Here is a 16621-nt window from a genome sequence, read left to right on the forward strand (position 1 = left end):
TTTATTCGTTGGTCGTCGCCAGCACTTCTTCGAGCGAGGTGATGCCTTGGCGCACCTTGCGCAGGCCCGACTGGCGCAGGTCGAGCACGCCCTCGCTGCGGGCCTGGGCGGCGATGTCCATGGAGTTTCCGCCGGTCATGATGATGCGGGCGATCTCCTCGCTGATCGGCATGACCTGGTAGATGCCCACCCGGCCCTTGTAGCCGCTGCCCTTGCAGCGTTCGCAACCGCCCGGTCCCATCGGCTGCCAGCCGCCGTCGAGCTCGTCGGGCTCGAAGCCGGCCTCCAGCAGGGCCTGGGCGGGAATGTCGACGGGCTTCTTGCAGGAGCATAGCCGGCGGGCGAGGCGCTGGGCCGTGATCAGGATCACCGAGGATGCGATATTGAACGGCGCCACGCCCATGTTCTTGAGGCGCTCGAGCGTGGAGGGCGCGTCGTTGGTGTGCAGGGTGGACATCACCAGGTGGCCGGTCTGCGCGGCCTTGATGGCGATCTCGGCGGTCTCGATGTCGCGGATCTCGCCCACCATGATCACGTCCGGGTCCTGGCGCAGGAAGGCGCGCAGCGCGGCGGAGAAGGTGAGGCCGGCCTTCTCGTTGACGTTGACCTGGTTGATGCCGGCGAGATTGATCTCGGCAGGGTCCTCGGCGGTGGAGATGTTCACGCCCGGCTTGTTGAGCAGGTTGAGGCAGGTGTACAGCGACACCGTCTTGCCCGAGCCGGTGGGGCCGGTGACCAGGATCATGCCGTAGGGGCGCTCGACCGCGGCGAGCAGCGCCTCGCGCTGCTCGGGGTCGTAGCCGAGCGCGTCGATGCCGAGCATCGCCGAGCTCGGATCGAGGATGCGCATCACGATCTTCTCGCCGTGCAGGGTCGGCAGCGTCGAGACGCGGAAGTCGATCGCCTTGTTGCGCGACAACACGAGCTTCATGCGCCCGTCCTGCGGCACGCGCTTCTCCGAGATGTCGAGGCGCGAGATCACCTTGATGCGCGCGGCGATCTTGTCCTTGAGCACCAGCGGCGGCTGGGCGATGTCGCGCAGGATGCCGTCGGTGCGCACGCGGATGCGGTAGAACTTCTCGTAGGGCTCGAAGTGGACGTCCGAGGCGCCCTCGTTGATCGCGTCGATCAGCACCTTCTGGATGAACTTGACGACCGGGGCGTCATCGACCTCGTTGGCTTCCTCCTCGTCGCGCGGCTGCGCGGGACCGTCCTGCTGCAGCAGGTCCATGTCGAAGGCTTCGCCGGTGAGCTCCTTGAGCGTGTCTGCGGCCGACTCGGACAGGGCCTCGACCGCGCGCTTGAGCTTGTCCGCCTCGACGATCACCAGCTCGATCTGCAGGCCGGTCTGGAAGCGGATCTCGTCCAGCGCGCGCAGGTTGGAAGGGTCGGCGGTGGCGAGCGTGATGCGGCTCTGGCGCTTGGCGAGCGGCGCGACCTGGTGCTTGGCGAGCAGCTTGCGGTCGACCGCCTCGCGCGCGAACATCGCCGCATCGAAGGCGGCGAGGTCGAGGAGCGGATAGCCGAAGGTCTCGGCGGCGAAGCGGGCCATCGCCGCGCAGCTCATCAGGCCGCGGTTGGCGACCTCGAGGATGAAGGCGGTCGCGGCCTCGCCCGCATGGGTGGTGCATGCGATCGCGTCCGCCTCCTTGAGGTGGCCATGCTGGATCAGGGCCCTGGCGAAGCCGCTCAGGGCCGGTTTGGAGGTCGCCGCCATGCCTTGCTCGTGTCCGGACTGCGGCCGATGTTGCCCGCCGCCCCCGGCCTTGTAAAGATGCGCGCAGCCGGTGCCGGGGCGCGCGGGCTCACTGTCCGGCGCCCTCGATCCGCGGACGGAAGATGCGCGCGGTGCGCACCATGCGGTCCTGGGTCTGCACGACCTCGATCGGGGTATCGGCGATCTTCATCGATACCCCGGTCTCCGGGATGTCCTGCAGGTGTTCGAGGATCAGACCGTTGAGCGTCTTCGGACCATCGATCGGGAGTGCGAGCTCGAGCCGGCGGTTGAGCTCGCGCAGGTTGGACGTGCCATCGACCAGCACGCTGCCGTCTTCGCCCCAGTGCATGCGGTCGCCCACGTCCGGGGTGCTGGTGGTGAACTTGCCGATGAGTTCCTCGATGATGTCCTCGAGGGTGATCAGGCCGAGGATCTCGCCGTATTCGTCCACCACGAAGCCGAGACGCTGCTGGTTCTCCTGGAAGAACTGGATCTGCGAGTAGAGCGGCGTGTCGGCCGGCACGAAATAGGGGCGGGCCAGGAGGTCGCGGATGCGGTCCACGCTGAAATTTTCCTCCAGCGTGTTGCCGAGCAGCTTGCGCTGGTGCAGCACGCCGATCACGTGCTCGCTGTCGCCGTCGTAGACCGCCAGCCGGGTGTGGAAGCTGGTGGCGATCTGGCGGCGGACGATGTCCTCGGGGTCGGACAGGTCGATGCTCTCGATCGCTCCGCGCGGCGTCATCACGTCCTCGACCGTGATGCTCTCGAGGTCGAAGAGGTTGAGCAGCATGCTGCGGTGCTTGTGCGGGATGTACTGGCCCGACTCGATCACCATCGCGCGCAACTCTTCGACGGAGAGCGCCGAGCTCGTCTCCTCCTTCGGCTGCAGACGCATCAGGTTCAGCAGCCCGCGCGAGAACAGGTTGATGAACCATACCGCGAAATACGACGCGCGCAGCAGGCCGGTGAGTGGGTAGGCCACGAAGGGGGCGAGACGATCGGCGTGGTTGGCGCCGACGACCTTGGGCGTGATCTCGGAGAACACCAGGATCGCGAAGGTGGCGAGCAGGGTCGCCACGCCGAGGATCCAGCTCTCGTTGCCGAAGAGCTCGAGCGTGATCACGCTGACCAGGGTGGCGGCGCCCGTGTTGACCAGGTTGTTGAACAGCAGGATGACGCCGAGCAGCCGGTCCGTGCGGGCGAGCAGGTCGAGGGCCAGGGTGGCGCCGCGGCTGCCCTGATTGGCGAGGGAGCGCAGGCGGTAGCGGTTGGCCGCCATCATCACCGTCTCCGACATCGAGAAGCATGCCGACAGGGTCAGCAGCACGACGAGGGCGACGATCTGAAGCGTCAGGGTGAGGTCCGTCACGAGGGGCGGTGGAAAGGAAAGGGGCCCCGAGTATTGGAGCCCCTCGTGACGGTGTCAATGCACGCGGACTTCGGCGGGCGGACTCAGGTGCGATGCAGCACGACTTCGATGACGAAGCGGCTGCCCACGTAGGCGAGCATCAGCGCGACGAAGCCGGCCAGGGTCCAGCGCAGCGCCAGCCGGCCGCGCCAGCCCCACAGGCGGCGGCCCACCAGCAGGCCGCCGAAGAGGAACCAGGAGACGAAGGCGAACACCGTCTTGTGGTCGACCCGGAAGGCCTGGCCGAACAGGCTCTCGGAGAACAGCACGCCGCTCGCCAGCGTCAGCGTGAGCAGCACGAAGGCGATGGAAATCAGCCGGAACAGCAACGCCTCCATGGTGAGCAGGGGCGGCAGGCCGGAGAGCAGGCGGCTGAAGCGTGCGTTGTGGAGCTGGCGCCCGGCCACCGACATCAGCATCGCGTGCAGGGCGGCCAGGGTGAACAGGCTGTAGGCGAGCATGGCCACGACGAAGTGGGCGCGGAAGGCCGGCGAGGTGGCGTTGGCGAGCACGTGGTCGCCCGGGAACAGCATCGGCACCAGGCTGCCGATCGCACCTGCGGGCATCACCGCCGCGTGCAGGCCGTCGAGCCGGGTGTAGAGGGTCTCGACCCAGTAGAAGCACACCGCCAGCCAGACCATCAGCGAGACCGCGACGCCGAAGCCGAAGCGCATCTCGCTGCCGGGGAAGATCGCCAGGTGCAGCGCCGCGCCGTGCGCGACGATGGCGCCCAGCAGCAGCAGGCGCTCGCGCGTGCTCATGCACTCCCGGCGCGGCTCCAGCGCGGAACCGCGCGTCATGCAGGTGCGCCAGAAGAACACGCCCAGACCGGCGTAAAGCGAGGCGGGGAGGAGATGAAGTAGAATTGTGCGCATACGTAGCCGCAGTTTACTCCAAGTCACGCGCCCAAGGCCTGCCCCAACATGCTCGACAATCTGACCCAACGCCTGTCCAAGGTCGTCAAGACCCTCCGCGGCCAGGCCCGCCTGACGGAAGAAAACATCCAGGAGGCGATGCGCGAGGTGCGCATGGCCCTGCTCGAGGCCGACGTCGCGCTGCCGGTGGTCAAGGACTTCGTCGCCAAGGTCAGGGAGAAGGCGGTCGGGCAGGAGGTCATCGGCTCGCTGACGCCCGGCCAGGCCCTGGTCGGCGTGGTGCACGACGAGCTCAAGGCGCTGATGGGCGGCGCCCACGAGGGTCTGGACCTGTCCACCCAGCCGCCCGCGGTGGTGCTGATGGCCGGCCTGCAGGGCGCGGGCAAGACCACCACCACCGGCAAGCTCGCCAAGCTGCTGCACGAGCAGCACAAGAAGAAGGTGCTGGTGGTCTCCACCGACGTCTATCGCCCGGCGGCGATCGAGCAGCTGAAGACGGTGGCAGCGCAGGCCGGGGTGGGCTTCTTCCCCTCCGAGACCGCGCAGAAGCCGGTCGACATCGCGCTCGCCGCGCTCGACTACGCGCGCAAGCACCACATGGACGTGCTGCTGGTCGACACCGCCGGCCGGCTCGCGGTGGACGAGGCCATGATGGCCGAGATCCAGGTCCTGCACGCCGCAGTCAAGCCGATCGAGACCTTGTTCGTGGTCGACGCGATGCTCGGTCAGGATGCGGTGAACACCGCGCGCGCCTTCAACGAGGCGCTGCCGCTCACCGGCATCGTGCTGACCAAGCTGGACGGCGACTCGCGCGGCGGCGCGGCGCTGTCGGTGCGCCACGTCACCGGCAAGCCGCTCAAGTTCGCCGGCGTGGGCGAGAAACTCTCCGGGCTGGAGCCCTTCCACCCCGACCGCATGGCCAGCCGCATCCTCGGCATGGGCGACATCCTCGGCCTCGTCGAGGATGCGCGCCGCGGCGTGGACGAGGAGAAGGCCAAGGCCTTCGCGCAGAAGCTCAAGACCGGCAAGGGCTTCGATCTCGACGACTTCAAGGAGCAGATCGCCCAGATGCGCAAGATGGGCGGGCTATCCTCGATGATGGACAAGCTGCCGGCACAGTTCGCCCAGGCGGCGGGCAAGCTGCAGGGCGGGGCCGAGGAAAAGGCGATCTCGCGCATCGAGGGCATCATCAACTCGATGACCCCGCTCGAGCGCGCCAAGCCCGAGATCCTCAAGGCCAGCCGCAAGCGCCGCATCGCCGCGGGCGCCGGGGTGACGGTGCAGGAGGTCAATCGTCTGCTCAACCAGTTCGAGCAGACGCAGAAGGTCATGAAGCAGTTCTCCAAGGGGGGCATGAGCAAGATGATGCGAGCGATGAAGGGCATGATGCCGGGCGGCCTGCCGGGCATGCCGCGCTGAGGGGGGGGGCGGACGCATGAAGGACATCCTCGTCGCCTTCGGGCGCGCCGGTCGCAGCCTCGGGCGGCGCGACATGTTCTGGCACCTGCTGTGGCCCGGCCTGCTCGCGGTGGTGATCTGGGCCGGCGTGGCCTTCTACGCGTGGACGCCGGTCACCGAGTGGCTCTATGCCGCGGTGAGCGGGTGGTCCTTCGTCGGCGGATGGCTGTCGGCCTCGGAGACCACCGCGGCGATCGTGCTGGTGCTGATCCAGATCGCCACCGCGCTGCTGGTGGTCCCGCTGGTGTACGTCACCGCCGCGATGCTGGTGGCGACGGTGGCCCTGCCGCTGATGCTCGAGCGCGTCGCGCGCACCGACTACGCCGACCTCGAGCAGCGTCGCGGCGGCTCCAACCTGGGCAGCGCGATGAACTCCATCGTCGCCGGCGTGCTGTTCCTGCTCGCGCTGGTGCTGTCGTTGCCGCTGTGGCTGATTCCGGGCGCCGGCCTGCTGATCTCGGTCACCCTCACCGGCTGGCTGAACCAGCGCGCCTTCGGCTACGACGCGCTGATGTACCACGCCGACAAGGGCGAACTGCAGCGCCTGCGCGACGCTTGGCGGCCGCAGATGCTCCTCCTCGGCGGCGGCACGGCCCTGCTCGCGTATGTCCCGGTGATCAACCTGGTGGCGCCCGCCTTCGCCGGCCTCGCCTTCGTCCATTACATGCTCGAAACCCTGCGCCGGCATCGCATCCAGCACGGCATCACCGTGCTCGACGCAGAGCCGGGTGCCGACCTGCGGAAGCTGAGATGAATTTCGGTGCACTGATCATCGGCGACGAGATCCTTTCCGGCCGTCGCAGCGACAAACACCTCGCCAAGCTGATCGAACTGCTCGGTGCGCGCGGGCTCAAGCTGTCGTGGGCGCGCTACGTCGGCGACGACTTCGCGCGCCTTGCCGGGACGCTGCGCGAGACCTTCGCCACCGGTGACGTGGTGTTCAGCTTCGGTGGCATCGGCGCCACCCCCGACGACCGTACGCGCGAGGCCGCGGGCGCCGCGCTCGGACTGGAACTCGCCCTGCACCCCGAGGCGGAGGCCGAGATCCGTGCCCGCTTCGGTGCCGAGATCACCCCCGAGCGCCTGCAGATGGGCGTGTATCCGGTGGGCAGCGAGATCATCCCCAACAGTTTCAACCGCATCCCCGGCTTCTCGATCCGCCAGCACTACTTCACCCCGGGCTTTCCGGTGATGGCCTGGCCGATGGTGGAGTGGGTGCTCGACACCAAGTACGCCCACCTGCACCACGCCGAAGACTACGTCGAGCAGGCGGTGACGGTGTGGGATGCCTACGAGGGCCAGCTGATCGGCCTGATGCGTCAGGTCACCGCCGACTTCCCCGACACCACCCTGTTCAGCCTGCCCACGATCGCCGCCGAGGGCCAGCGGCGTTCGCTCGAACTCGGCATGAAAGGCACGGCGGCGCGCGTCGCGGCGGCGATGGCGGTGATCAAGGCCGATCTCTCCGCACGCGGGCTGGAGTGGGAAGACAAGGCTTGAGCGCTCGGGCGGCGGCCTCGGAAGAGCCGCACAGCGTGCTCGTCGAGGGCACCCGTGTCGATCTGGTGCTGCGGCGCTCGGCGCGGCGCTCGTTCGCGCTCCAGGTGGACCACCGCGGCGCGCGCGTGTCGGTGCCACTGCGCACCCCGCTCGGCGAGGTCGAGCGTTTCGTGCATAGCCACGGTGCCTGGCTGCTCGACCGTCTGCGGGCGCGGGCGCAGGCGCCGCAGGCGCTGCCGCTGGAGGTGGCGGAGGGCGTATGCCTGCCGCTCTTCGGGCGTGTCCTGGTGCTGCGCCGGGTGTCGGCGCGCGCGGCGCGCTGGCGGGGCCTGGCGGATGGACGGGAGGAACTCCTGCTGCCCGCGGGCGTCGATCCGCAGCGGGCGCTGGTGCGCGCGCTGCGCGCGCGCGCACTGGCCTGGTACCGCGGGCGGGCGGAGGAGTACTGCCACCGTCTCGGCGTTGCGGTTCCGCCGGTGAGCTTGTCGAGCGCGGCCACGCGCTGGGGTAGCTGCAGCACCCGCTCGGGGATCCGGCTGCACTGGCGGCTGATCCATCTCGAGCCGGCGCTGATCGACTACGTGGTCGCCCACGAGGTCGCGCACCTGGCCGAGATGAATCACTCGCCGCGCTTCTGGGCGGTCGTCGAGCGTCTGTACCCGGACTGGCGTGCCGCGCGCGCCGCGCTGCGCAGCGCGGCGGCGACGCTGCCGGTGATCGCGACCGCCGCCGCCGACCGCGGCGCCTTCACCCGCGAAGATTGAAACCACCACGATACAGGAAGACACCCCATGCGAATCCTTCACACCATGCTGCGCGTCGGCGATCTCGAGCGCTCGCTCGCCTTCTACACCGAGGTGCTGGGCATGCGCCTGCTGCGCCGCCAGGACTATCCGGACGGCAAGTTCACCCTCGCCTTCGTCGGCTACCAGGACGAGGCTCACGGAGCGGTGCTGGAGCTGACCCACAACTGGGGCGTGGACAAGTACGAGCTCGGCACCGCATACGGCCACATCGCCCTAGAGGTCGCGGACGCGAAGAAGGCCTGCGACGACATCCGCGCGCGCGGCGGCAAGGTAGTGCGCGAGGCGGGACCGATGAAGCACGGCATCACCGTGATCGCCTTTGTCGAGGATCCTGACGGCTACAAGGTCGAACTGATCGAGCGCAAGGGCTGACGCAGGCGCCCCCGGGGGTGGGGGCGCAGGCCTCAGCAGGGGGGCGAGACGGGCGGCTCCGGGGCGTGCTCGTCCTGGTAGCGCGACTGCACGGCGAGCACGTCCTCCCAGGTGTGGAAGAGCGCGTCGACGCAGGTCGGGTCGAAGTGGGTGCCGCGCCCCTCGCGCAGCAGCGCGATCGCCCGCGACATCGGCCATGCCGGCTTGTAGGGCCGTGCGGAGGTGAGCGCATCGAACACGTCGGCGACCGCGACGATGCGGCCCTCCATCGGGATCGACTGGCCGGAGAGTCCCTGCGGGTAGCCGCTGCCGTCGAACTTCTCGTGGTGGGTGAGGGCGATGGTTGCGCCCAGGCGCAGGATGCTGGATGACGAACCCTTGAGGATGTCGTGGCCGATCTGCGGGTGGCGCTTCATCACCGCGAACTCGTCCGCAGTCAGTCGGCCGGGCTTGAGCAGGATGGTATCGGGGATGCCGAGCTTGCCCACGTCGTGCATCGGTGCGGCCATCAGCAGGGTCTCGGCGAAGGTGTCTCCCAGGCCCAGGCGGCGGGCGATCAGGGCCGAATAGTGCGACATGCGCTGGATGTGGGCGCCGGTCTCGGGATCGCGGAACTCGGCCGCACGCGACAGCCGGGTGATGGTCTCGCGCTCGCGGTCGAGGATGTCGGCGGTTGCCCGGCGCACCTCGGCGGCGAGGGTCTCGGCGCGGTGCTCGTTGGCGAGGTGGGCCTGGCGCAGCTTGAGCATGTTGCGCACGCGCGCTTCGAATTCGCGCGCATCGACCGGCTTGGTGAGGAAGTCGCTCGCGCCGCAGTCGAGTGCCGCGTAGCGCACGTCGCGCTCGTGGCTGGCGGTGACCATCAGGATGGGCAGGTCGTCGCGGTCGCGGCAGGCGCGGATGCGGCGGATGAATTCCAGCCCGTCCATCTCGGGCATCATGTAGTCGACGATGATGAGGTCGGGCGCATTGGCGAGGCACCACTCGAGCGCGGCGGTGGGGCGCTCGAAGTTGTGTGCACGCGCATCTTGCATGCGGTCGACGAGCTTGCCGATCAGGAACAGGTTGAGCTGCGTGTCGTCGACCACTGCGACCTGCATCGGACGGTCGAGTGGGAATTTCATCCGATGAGTATCGGAGGCCTTGGGCCTCGCACCGAGGAACTATTGCGCGGACGGCATCGCATCCGCGCATCCTCGGTTCAGTCGGGCAGGGCGATGCGGCCTTCGGTGCTGAACTGGTAGTCCTTGAACACGTGCTCGGCGGACAGGATGCGGTAGTCGCCGCCGTCCTCGCGCACGGTGGTGTCCTTGAGCCGGTAGGTGTAGTGGCCGCAGGTCCAGCAGTCGAAGTTGCGCATGTGCGTGCACAGGCAGGTCTTGTCGAAGACCTTGACCTTCTTCGCCTCGGGGTGCGCGGCAACCTCGCGGTTATAGGCCTCGATGTACTGGCAGTTGCCGCTGGAGTCGAGCAGGTAGCCGTAGGCCTCGCAGTTGGGGCGGATGCCGCTGCCGATCGCCGGGCTGCTCTTCAGCATGCGCATCGGGTAGCCGGTGGGCGAGATCTGGTTGACCTCGATCTCGTCCTCCTCGGCCTTGAAATAGTCCTGCTTGACCTCGTCGGGCAGGCCGCACTCCTTGGTGACCGTGAAGCGGGTCGCGACCTGGACGGCCGCGGCGCCCGCCTCGAGGAAATTCACCGCGTCGGTGCCGGTGAAGATGCCGCCGGCCGGGATCAGCGGGATGTCGAGCTGTTGCTCGCGCATCCAGTCGCGGATCTCGGCGACGATGGTGGCGAGGTCGTACTGCGCCCAGTCCATGCCGAAGCCGAGGTGGCCGCCGGCGAGCGGGCCCTCGACCACCACGTAGTCGGGGAGCCGCCCGGTGCGCGCGCTCTTCTTGAGGAAGAGCTGCAGCGCGCGCAGCGAGCTGACGATGATGCCCAGCTGCACGTCGCGGAAGCGCGGATGGTCCTCGATGAGGGAGAGCGAGCCCAGGTGCAGGCCGGCTGCCAGTGTGATGCCGTCGATGCCGTGGTCCATCGCGGTGCGCAGGCGCACACGCAGGGTTTCCTTGGGCGCGTTCATCGTCAGCTTTTCCATGCAGTTGATGAACACCATGCCCGGCCCGCGCTTGCGCTCCATGGTGCGGCCGACGTGGGTCGCGGTCGCTTCGGCGATGAGGCCGAGGTCGAACTGCACCACCGACTTGTCTGCGTTGGCGACGTTGAACTTGTATTGCTGCAGCTTGTTCTTGACGTACTTGGTGTTGTAGCGCCGGTCGGACACGGTCGGCAGCATCGCGTCGGAAATGTGTCCGACCCCGCCCAGCCGGGCGGCCTCGAGCGCCAGATCGGAGGTGGAAATATCCACCCCCATCCCGCCCACCATGATCGGCACGAGTTCCTGGGAGCCCAGTTTCAGGCGGAAGTCATCTACACGCTTCATTGCTTGGAGTCCGTTGATTCGGCAGTCCGACATTATCACCCGAGAGCCCCTTTGGGCCCAAGTTCGAGCGCCATGCGGGCATCGTTTAACATGCGGGTTCGACTGCGAAACCGGCGCGAGGTGCGCCCAGGGAGAGAAAAATGTTCAAGGCAGTGCTGATCGAGAAGGATGATGCCGGCTACCGCGCGGCGGTGAAGGAGCTCGACGAGGCCGCGCTGCCCGAAGGCGACGTCGGCGTTCGGGTGGAATACTCTTCGCTGAACTACAAGGATGGCCTGGCGATCACCGGGCGTGGTGCGGTGGTGCGCAAATTCCCGATGGTCGCGGGCATCGACCTCGTCGGCACGGTCGAGTCCAGCGCGCATCCAGGCGTGGCGGTGGGCGACAAGGTGATCCTCAACGGCTGGGGGACGAGCGAGGTGCACTGGGGCGGGCTCGCGCAGCGTGCGCGCGTGCGCGGCGAGTGGCTGGTGCCGCTGCCCGCGGCCTTCACCCCGCGCCAGGCGATGGCGATCGGGACCGCCGGCTACACCGCGATGCTGTGCGTGATGGCGCTCGAGCGCCACGGCGTCGTTCCGCAGCGCGGCGAGGTGCTGGTGACCGGCGCGAGTGGCGGCGTGGGCAGCGTGGCGATCGCGCTGCTCTCCAGGCTGGGCTTCACCGTGGTGGCCTCCACCGGGCGTCCGCAGGAGGCCGACTACCTGCGCGAACTGGGCGCGACCACCATCATCGACCGCAGCGAACTCGGCCTCCCCGGCCGCGCACTCGGCAAGGAGCGCTGGGCGGGGGTGGTCGACACGGTGGGCAGCCACACCCTGGCCAACGCCTGCGCGACCACCCTGTACCGCGGCACGGTCGCCGCCTGCGGCCTGGCGCAGGGACTCGATTTCCCGGCCTCGGTCGCACCCTTCATCCTGCGCGGCGTCACTCTCGTCGGCATCGACTGCGTGATGGCGCCGCGCGAGGAGCGCATCGAGGCCTGGAGCCGCCTCGCCCGCGACCTCGACGTTCACAAGCTCGAGCGCATGACGCGCGAGATCGGCCTCGGCGAGGTGGTCGACACCGCCGCCGCGCTGCTCGACGGCCAGGAGCGCGGGCGCATCGTGGTCGATGTCGATCGCTGAACCCGACCATAAACACATCGACGGAGGAAACTTCCAATGACCGAAACCATCAGCCGCTTCAAGGTGCCCGAACTCGCCGACCTTGCCGAGGACGTGCGCGAGCGCATCCTCGCCGTGCAGGAGAAGGCGGGCTTCGTGCCCAACGTGTTCCTGATGCTCGCCCACCGCCCGGCCGAGTTCCGCGCCTTCTTCGACTACCACGACGCCCTGATGGAGAAGGACGTCGGCCTCAGCAAGGCCGAGCGCGAGATGATCGTCGTCGCCACCTCGGCTGCCGGCCAGTGCCTGTACTGCGTGATCGCCCATGGCGCCATCCTGCGCATCCGCGCGAAGAACCCGCGCCTCGCCGACCAGCTCGCCACCAATCACCGCAAGGCCGAGATCAGCCCGCGCCAGCGCGCGATGCTCGACTTCGCCATCAAGCTCAGCACGCGTGGCGCCGAGGTCGACGAGGCCGACCTCGCGGTCCTGCGCGCGCATGGCTTCGACGACGAGGCGATCTGGGACATCGGCGCGATCACCGCCTTCTTCAGCATGAGCAACCGGCTGGTGCATCTGACCGGTACGCCGCCCAACGAGCCCTTCTACCTGATGGGGAGGGTGCCGAAGGCGTGAGGTGCGAGGTGCGTGCGGGCTGGAGCCGCGTCGGATAGGGAGTTCGTCCGGCGCGGTGCAATTGCTTACAAACGGATCGGGCCTTGTCCTCGCACAGGCATTGAATGCAGCCGCCGACCTGCGTAAGATCGCGGGCATGGTTGTAATCCCGGCAATCTGGAGGCGTTCTGGACAGGGGTTCGATTCCCCTCACCTCCACCCAAGTGCATTCGGGAGTGTGCTTGGGTGGGGGTGTACCGGTTTCGACAGGGCGGGCAAAGGTGAGCAGGCAACCCGAGAGGCGACGGACGTAATCCGCGCAAATCCATAAACGCCAACGATGAGCGTTTCGCACTGGCCGCTTAAGGCCTATGCCGAGGCTGCTTGAGCCTTGTTACCAAAGAAAAGCCGGTGGGGACTTCGGTCCCCATCGTCACGTCTACGCGGTCCGCATTTCCCTGTATTCGGCGACGTTGCGCGCGTCGAGGCTGCGTTTTCTCCGGAACTTCACGAAGAACGACCGCCCGGCGGGCGGCCGTCGCGGGCGCGGCCTCAGCGCGTGGGAGACCGGCGTCGCATTGCCCCAAGGCCGGCGAGTCCGAGGGCGAGCAGCGCGAGCCCTCCCGGCTCGGGCACGTTGTTCGAAGGAGGCGTGATCGCGAAGCTCGTGGTGATGTTGAAATTCGACTCGCTGGTGTGGCGCTCGGCGAAGAAGATATCCAGGTCGTAGGCCGTTCCCGGTGCCAGTCCGGCGGTCTTCAGCGTCTCCTCGGTGAAGGAGGCGCTTGCGGCGCCATGCACGCCACCGAGGTCGATGAACCGGATGCCATTCACGAACACCCACAGGTCGTCGTCGCCGGTGAAGCTGAATGAATTGTCTGCAGCGGCGGTGGGGTCGGCAAAGGAGAGCTGGCCCTCGAGGTGCAGCGTGAAGTGGTAGTTGTGGCCGCGCCCCTGGTTGCCGAAGAGTTGGCCGTCGATCGGGAAGAAGCTCGACGAGGCGTACGAATAGACGCCGCTTCCGGGCGTGGTTTCGCCGAGCGTCAGCGAGAAGGCCTGGCTCAGGTTGTAGCCCGGGCTGTCCACGTACCATTTCGCGAAGTTGGCCGCCGTCGAAGCTCCGGCAACGATGTTCGCGCCGGCGACGGGGAGCCCGCCGCTCAGGGTCGTTCCGGTCATGTTCGGCACCACCCCGGGGATGGCGCCTTCGAAATCGGCGAGCTGGGTGCATGTCGTAGCGCCCGTGGTGCCCGTGATCGATGGCGCGCAGAAATCGCGGATGGTGCCGGACAGCGTCGTCGTGGCGGCCGATGCCGTGGAGGCGAGCACTGCCAGCGTCAGCGCTGCGCAGAGAGGTTTGACTTGCATGATCATCACTCCTTTCGGGTCCCGTGTGACACTCCCGGAACTCCGGGTCTCGAAGGGTGTAAAGCAAGGGGCATGCCTGTCTCGGGTGAAACTCGGCAAGTTGTTGAATGAAAGTAAGCGCTCCACGAACCCCATCCTTACGTAGCCCCCGTTGAGCCCTCATGCTTCGGCTTCCGTTTTTCGGGGAGCACGAGCATGTCGGAGCGCAGTACGTTCTGGTTGTCGCACCTGTCGGCAATCGAAGCCGAGGGCATCACCACGAAGGCGTACGCCGAGCGCGAGGGGCTGTCGCCGCAGGCGCTCTACCAGTGGCGCAAGCGCCTGGTGGCCGGTGGCCGTCGTAGCCGCGCCAAGCTTGGCGGATTCGTCCCGATCCAGATCGAACCCTCGATGACGCCCCGCGCGGGCTGCACGGTGGTGATCGACGCGCAGTTGCGGCTCGAATGCGCGATGCTGCCCGGCGTCGACTGGCTGGCCGCGCTGTCGGTGGCCCTTGCCGAGCGGGGGCGCTGATGCACCCGGGGCATTCGATCGGTGCGGTGTATCTGTACCGGCCGGCGATCGACTTTCGCAAATCCATCGGCGGACTGTCGGCACTGGTCGAGCAGGAGCTGGGGCTGAACCCGTTCGGCGACGCACTGTACCTGTTCATCAACCGTCGCCGCGACAAGCTCAAGGCGCTGTACTGGCACCGCAACGGCTTTTGCCTCTGGTACAAGCGGCTCGAAGCCGAGCGCTTCGCCTGGCCGGCGGCCGAGGCGGGCGAGCCCACCTGCGTACTGACGATGAAGGAGCTCGAATGGCTGCTTGAGGGCTTCGATCTGTGGGCGGCAAGGCCGCATAAAACGCTGCAATACCAATCAGTTACGTAGCGTGATCGGGTATAATTCCGGCATGCCGCAACGTACCGCCGCCCCTCGCTCGAACCCTTCCGTTGGCGTGTGCGCATCCGTCCTGGCCGAGCTGTTGCCCGACGATCCAGCAACGCTCAAAGCCTTGTTGCTGGCACAGCAGCGTGCCTTCGAGACGCGTGAAGCCGAACGGCAGGCAGCCTTCGAGGCCCGTGAGGCCGCACTCCAGAAAGTCTTCGATGCGCGGGAGGCTGAACGCCAAAGAGCCTTCGATGCGCGGGAGGCTGAACTGCAAAAGGCCTTCGAGGCACGCATCCTCGAGCTCTACGAGCAGCTTCGCCTGGCGCGTCGGCGCATGTTCGGGCCCAGCAGCGAATCGCACGCGGGCCAGGCCTGGCTCTTCGACGAGGCCGAGGCGCTGGCCGAGTCCGCACCCGAGGCGCTCGACACCGCAACCTTGCCGCCGCCGGCCACCGAGACGACGGGTGAGGCGTCCGCCGACACCGGCAAGAAGAAGGCGCGTGGTAAGCGCAAGCCCTTGCCCATCGAGCTGCCGCGCATCGACGTCGTCCATGACGTCCCCGAGGCCGAGCGCACCTGCGCCTGCGGCACGCCCATGGTCGAGATCGGCCAGGACGTCAGCGAACAGCTCGACATCGTCCCGATGCAGGTGCGTGTGCTGCGCCATATCCGCAAGCGCTACGGCTGCCCCGAGGGCGACCAGGCGCCGGTCACCGCCCGCGCCCCGGCGCAGGTGCTGCCCAAGAGCAACGCCAGCAACGACCTGCTGGCCTTGCTGATCGTCATCAAGTACGTCGATGGGCTGCCGCTGGCGCGTTTCGAGTACGTGCTCGCTCGCGCAGGCGTGCTTGTGCCGCGCCAGACCCTGGCGCGCTGGGTGATCGGTACCGCCCAGGCGCTGCAGCCGCTCGCCAACCTGATGCGCGACGTGCTGCTCGGGCACGACGTCATCCACATGGACGAAACCCCGGTGCAGGTGCTCAAGGAGCCTGGCCGGGCAGCCACGAGCAAGAGCCAGATGTGGGTGCAGCGCGGCGGACCGCCGGGCAAGCCGGTGGTCCTCTTCGAGTACGATCCGAGCCGCGCGCAGGCGGTGCCCTTACGCCTGCTCGAAGGCTGGAAGGGGCATCTGATGGCCGACGGGCTCGAGAGCTACGGCGCAATTGCCTTCACCGAAGGGGTGACCCGGCTCGGTTGCTGGGTGCACGCGCGACGTCGTTTCGTCGATGCCAGCAAGGTGCTGCCTGCCGGCAAGCGCGGCCGCGCCCACGAAGCGCTGGCCCTGATCGGCAAGCTCTACGCCATCGAGAAGGACGCGCGCGAACTGAACGACGCCCAGCGCCTGGCGCTACGCCAGAGCAGAAGCCGCGCCGTCATCGACGAACTGCGCCGTTGGCTCGACCAAGTGCTCCCCACCGTGCCGCCCACCTCGGTGCTCGGGGGTGCCCTGGGCTACCTGCATCGGCAGTGGCCGCGTCTGACGCGCTACCTCGAGCGCGGCGATCTGCCGATCGACAACAACCCCGCCGAAAACGCCATCCGTCCCTTCGTGGTCGGGAGAAAGGCATGGCTCTTCTCGGACACTCAGGCCGGTGCGCGTGCCAGCGCACTCCTCTACTCGCTGGTCGAAACCGCCAAGGCCAACGGCTTCGAGCCGTATCTGTGGCTGCGCCACGTGCTGCGCGCCTTGCCCACCGCGACCAACGTCGAACATTTCGAGGCCCTCCTGCCCTGGAATCTCAAGGCTGAGCAGTTGATCACGGCGTAAAGAGCCCGGGAAGGATGGGGTTCGTGGAGCGCTTACGAATGAAAAATAGGAAATTCTTGCGGGCAAGGTGATTGGCTGGCGTGATCCGGGCGGAACTGTAAAAAACGCCGACAACGACTCGATCGGCGGCACGCGCCAGTGCCCCTTCCAGTACGACGCTGCCTTGGACGGAATGTGGGAGACCCGAAAAGCACAACGCCAGCCCCGGGGAGGACTGGCGTTGTGCTTGAAAACGTTGGTGGGCCCTGCGGGATTCGAACCCGCAACCAAAGGATTATGAGTCCTCTGCTCTAACCGTTGAGCTAAAGGCCCG

At 67.6% G+C, this 16621-nt stretch carries 16 protein-coding genes, 1 tRNA gene and 1 other RNA gene; 11 read left to right on the forward strand and 7 right to left on the reverse strand.

The features are described 5' to 3' along the window. Window position 1 precedes the first annotated feature (1 nt). The 3 genes from pilB to ACZ5PP_RS18115 all read right to left on the reverse strand — a co-directional run bounded on the left by pilB (window position 2) and on the right by ACZ5PP_RS18115 (window position 4000). Window positions 2-1717, reverse strand: a complete 1716-nt coding sequence (gene pilB, locus ACZ5PP_RS18105) for a type IV-A pilus assembly ATPase PilB (protein WP_004302458.1) — start codon at window positions 1715-1717, stop codon at window positions 2-4. A gap of 88 nt (window positions 1718-1805) precedes the next feature. After that, window positions 1806-3086, reverse strand: coding sequence for an HlyC/CorC family transporter (locus tag ACZ5PP_RS18110; RefSeq protein WP_004302456.1), 1281 nt, complete (start codon window positions 3084-3086; stop codon window positions 1806-1808). Window positions 3087-3169: 83 nt separating this feature from the next. Beyond that, window positions 3170-4000: a cytochrome C assembly family protein gene (locus ACZ5PP_RS18115; RefSeq protein WP_012584904.1), complete on the reverse strand. Its 831-nt coding sequence runs from the start codon at window positions 3998-4000 to the stop codon at window positions 3170-3172. 48 nt (window positions 4001-4048) lie between these two features. On the opposite strand from ACZ5PP_RS18115, the gene ffh reads away from it, so the two are divergent. Genes ffh through gloA form a run of 5 tightly spaced genes read left to right on the forward strand, consistent with a single transcriptional unit; the run spans window position 4049 to window position 8136 of the window. Further along, window positions 4049-5419 (forward strand): signal recognition particle protein, encoded by a 1371-nt coding sequence (ffh, locus tag ACZ5PP_RS18120; RefSeq protein ID WP_004302452.1) that lies wholly within the window; start codon window positions 4049-4051, stop codon window positions 5417-5419. A 16-nt stretch (window positions 5420-5435) separates the two neighbouring features. Then, a complete protein-coding gene (locus ACZ5PP_RS18125; protein WP_004302451.1) occupies window positions 5436-6212 on the forward strand; it encodes an EI24 domain-containing protein in 777 nt (258 codons plus the stop codon). Then, on the forward strand, window positions 6209-6958 hold the full coding sequence (locus ACZ5PP_RS18130) for a competence/damage-inducible protein A (RefSeq protein ID WP_004302449.1): 750 nt from the start codon (window positions 6209-6211) through the stop codon (window positions 6956-6958). Before ACZ5PP_RS18125 ends, ACZ5PP_RS18130 begins: the two co-directional genes overlap by 4 nt. Then, window positions 6955-7722, forward strand: a complete 768-nt coding sequence (locus tag ACZ5PP_RS18135; protein ID WP_004302447.1) for a M48 family metallopeptidase — start codon at window positions 6955-6957, stop codon at window positions 7720-7722. Before ACZ5PP_RS18130 ends, ACZ5PP_RS18135 begins: the two co-directional genes overlap by 4 nt. Window positions 7723-7749: 27 nt before the next feature. After that, a complete protein-coding gene (gloA, locus tag ACZ5PP_RS18140) occupies window positions 7750-8136 on the forward strand; it encodes a lactoylglutathione lyase (RefSeq protein ID WP_004302445.1) in 387 nt (128 codons plus the stop codon). A gap of 32 nt (window positions 8137-8168) precedes the next feature. Here the strand turns inward: gloA and ACZ5PP_RS18145 are convergent, their stop codons facing one another. Both ACZ5PP_RS18145 and ACZ5PP_RS18150 read right to left on the reverse strand, forming a co-directional pair. Further along, window positions 8169-9260, reverse strand: a complete 1092-nt coding sequence (locus ACZ5PP_RS18145) for an HD domain-containing phosphohydrolase (RefSeq protein ID WP_012584906.1) — start codon at window positions 9258-9260, stop codon at window positions 8169-8171. 77 nt (window positions 9261-9337) lie between these two features. Then, the gene (locus tag ACZ5PP_RS18150) at window positions 9338-10582 is read right to left on the reverse strand and encodes a nitronate monooxygenase (RefSeq protein WP_004302441.1); all 1245 of its coding nucleotides are present in this window, start codon (window positions 10580-10582) and stop codon (window positions 9338-9340) included. Between the two features lie 140 nt (window positions 10583-10722). Between ACZ5PP_RS18150 and acuI the strand changes: the two genes are divergently transcribed. The 3 genes from acuI to ssrA all read left to right on the forward strand — a co-directional run bounded on the left by acuI (window position 10723) and on the right by ssrA (window position 12736). Further along, the gene (gene acuI / locus ACZ5PP_RS18155) at window positions 10723-11706 is read left to right on the forward strand and encodes an acrylyl-CoA reductase (NADPH) (RefSeq protein WP_004302439.1); all 984 of its coding nucleotides are present in this window, start codon (window positions 10723-10725) and stop codon (window positions 11704-11706) included. Between the two features lie 36 nt (window positions 11707-11742). Then, a complete protein-coding gene (locus tag ACZ5PP_RS18160; protein WP_004302438.1) occupies window positions 11743-12321 on the forward strand; it encodes a peroxidase-related enzyme in 579 nt (192 codons plus the stop codon). 87 nt (window positions 12322-12408) lie between these two features. After that, window positions 12409-12736: a transfer-messenger RNA gene (gene ssrA / locus ACZ5PP_RS18165) on the forward strand. A 116-nt stretch (window positions 12737-12852) separates the two neighbouring features. On the opposite strand, the gene ACZ5PP_RS18170 is transcribed toward ssrA, so the two are convergent. Continuing rightward, window positions 12853-13668: a fibro-slime domain-containing protein gene (locus ACZ5PP_RS18170; protein WP_464826425.1), complete on the reverse strand. Its 816-nt coding sequence runs from the start codon at window positions 13666-13668 to the stop codon at window positions 12853-12855. A gap of 195 nt (window positions 13669-13863) precedes the next feature. On the opposite strand from ACZ5PP_RS18170, the gene tnpA reads away from it, so the two are divergent. Genes tnpA through tnpC form a run of 3 tightly spaced genes read left to right on the forward strand, consistent with a single transcriptional unit; the run spans window position 13864 to window position 16308 of the window. Next, entirely contained in the window at window positions 13864-14181 is a 318-nt protein-coding gene (gene tnpA / locus ACZ5PP_RS18175) for an IS66 family insertion sequence element accessory protein TnpA (protein WP_012584785.1), read from the forward strand. Then, window positions 14181-14540, forward strand: coding sequence for an IS66 family insertion sequence element accessory protein TnpB (gene tnpB, locus ACZ5PP_RS18180; RefSeq protein WP_012584784.1), 360 nt, complete (start codon window positions 14181-14183; stop codon window positions 14538-14540). Before tnpA ends, tnpB begins: the two co-directional genes overlap by 1 nt. A 22-nt stretch (window positions 14541-14562) precedes the next feature. After that, the gene (gene tnpC / locus ACZ5PP_RS18185) at window positions 14563-16308 is read left to right on the forward strand and encodes an IS66 family transposase (RefSeq protein ID WP_012584783.1); all 1746 of its coding nucleotides are present in this window, start codon (window positions 14563-14565) and stop codon (window positions 16306-16308) included. A gap of 236 nt (window positions 16309-16544) precedes the next feature. On the opposite strand, the gene ACZ5PP_RS18190 is transcribed toward tnpC, so the two are convergent. Then, window positions 16545-16620: transfer RNA gene (locus tag ACZ5PP_RS18190), tRNA-Ile, on the reverse strand. Window position 16621 lies beyond the last annotated feature (1 nt).

It is taken from the genome of Thauera sp. DNT-1 (assembly GCF_055393985.1).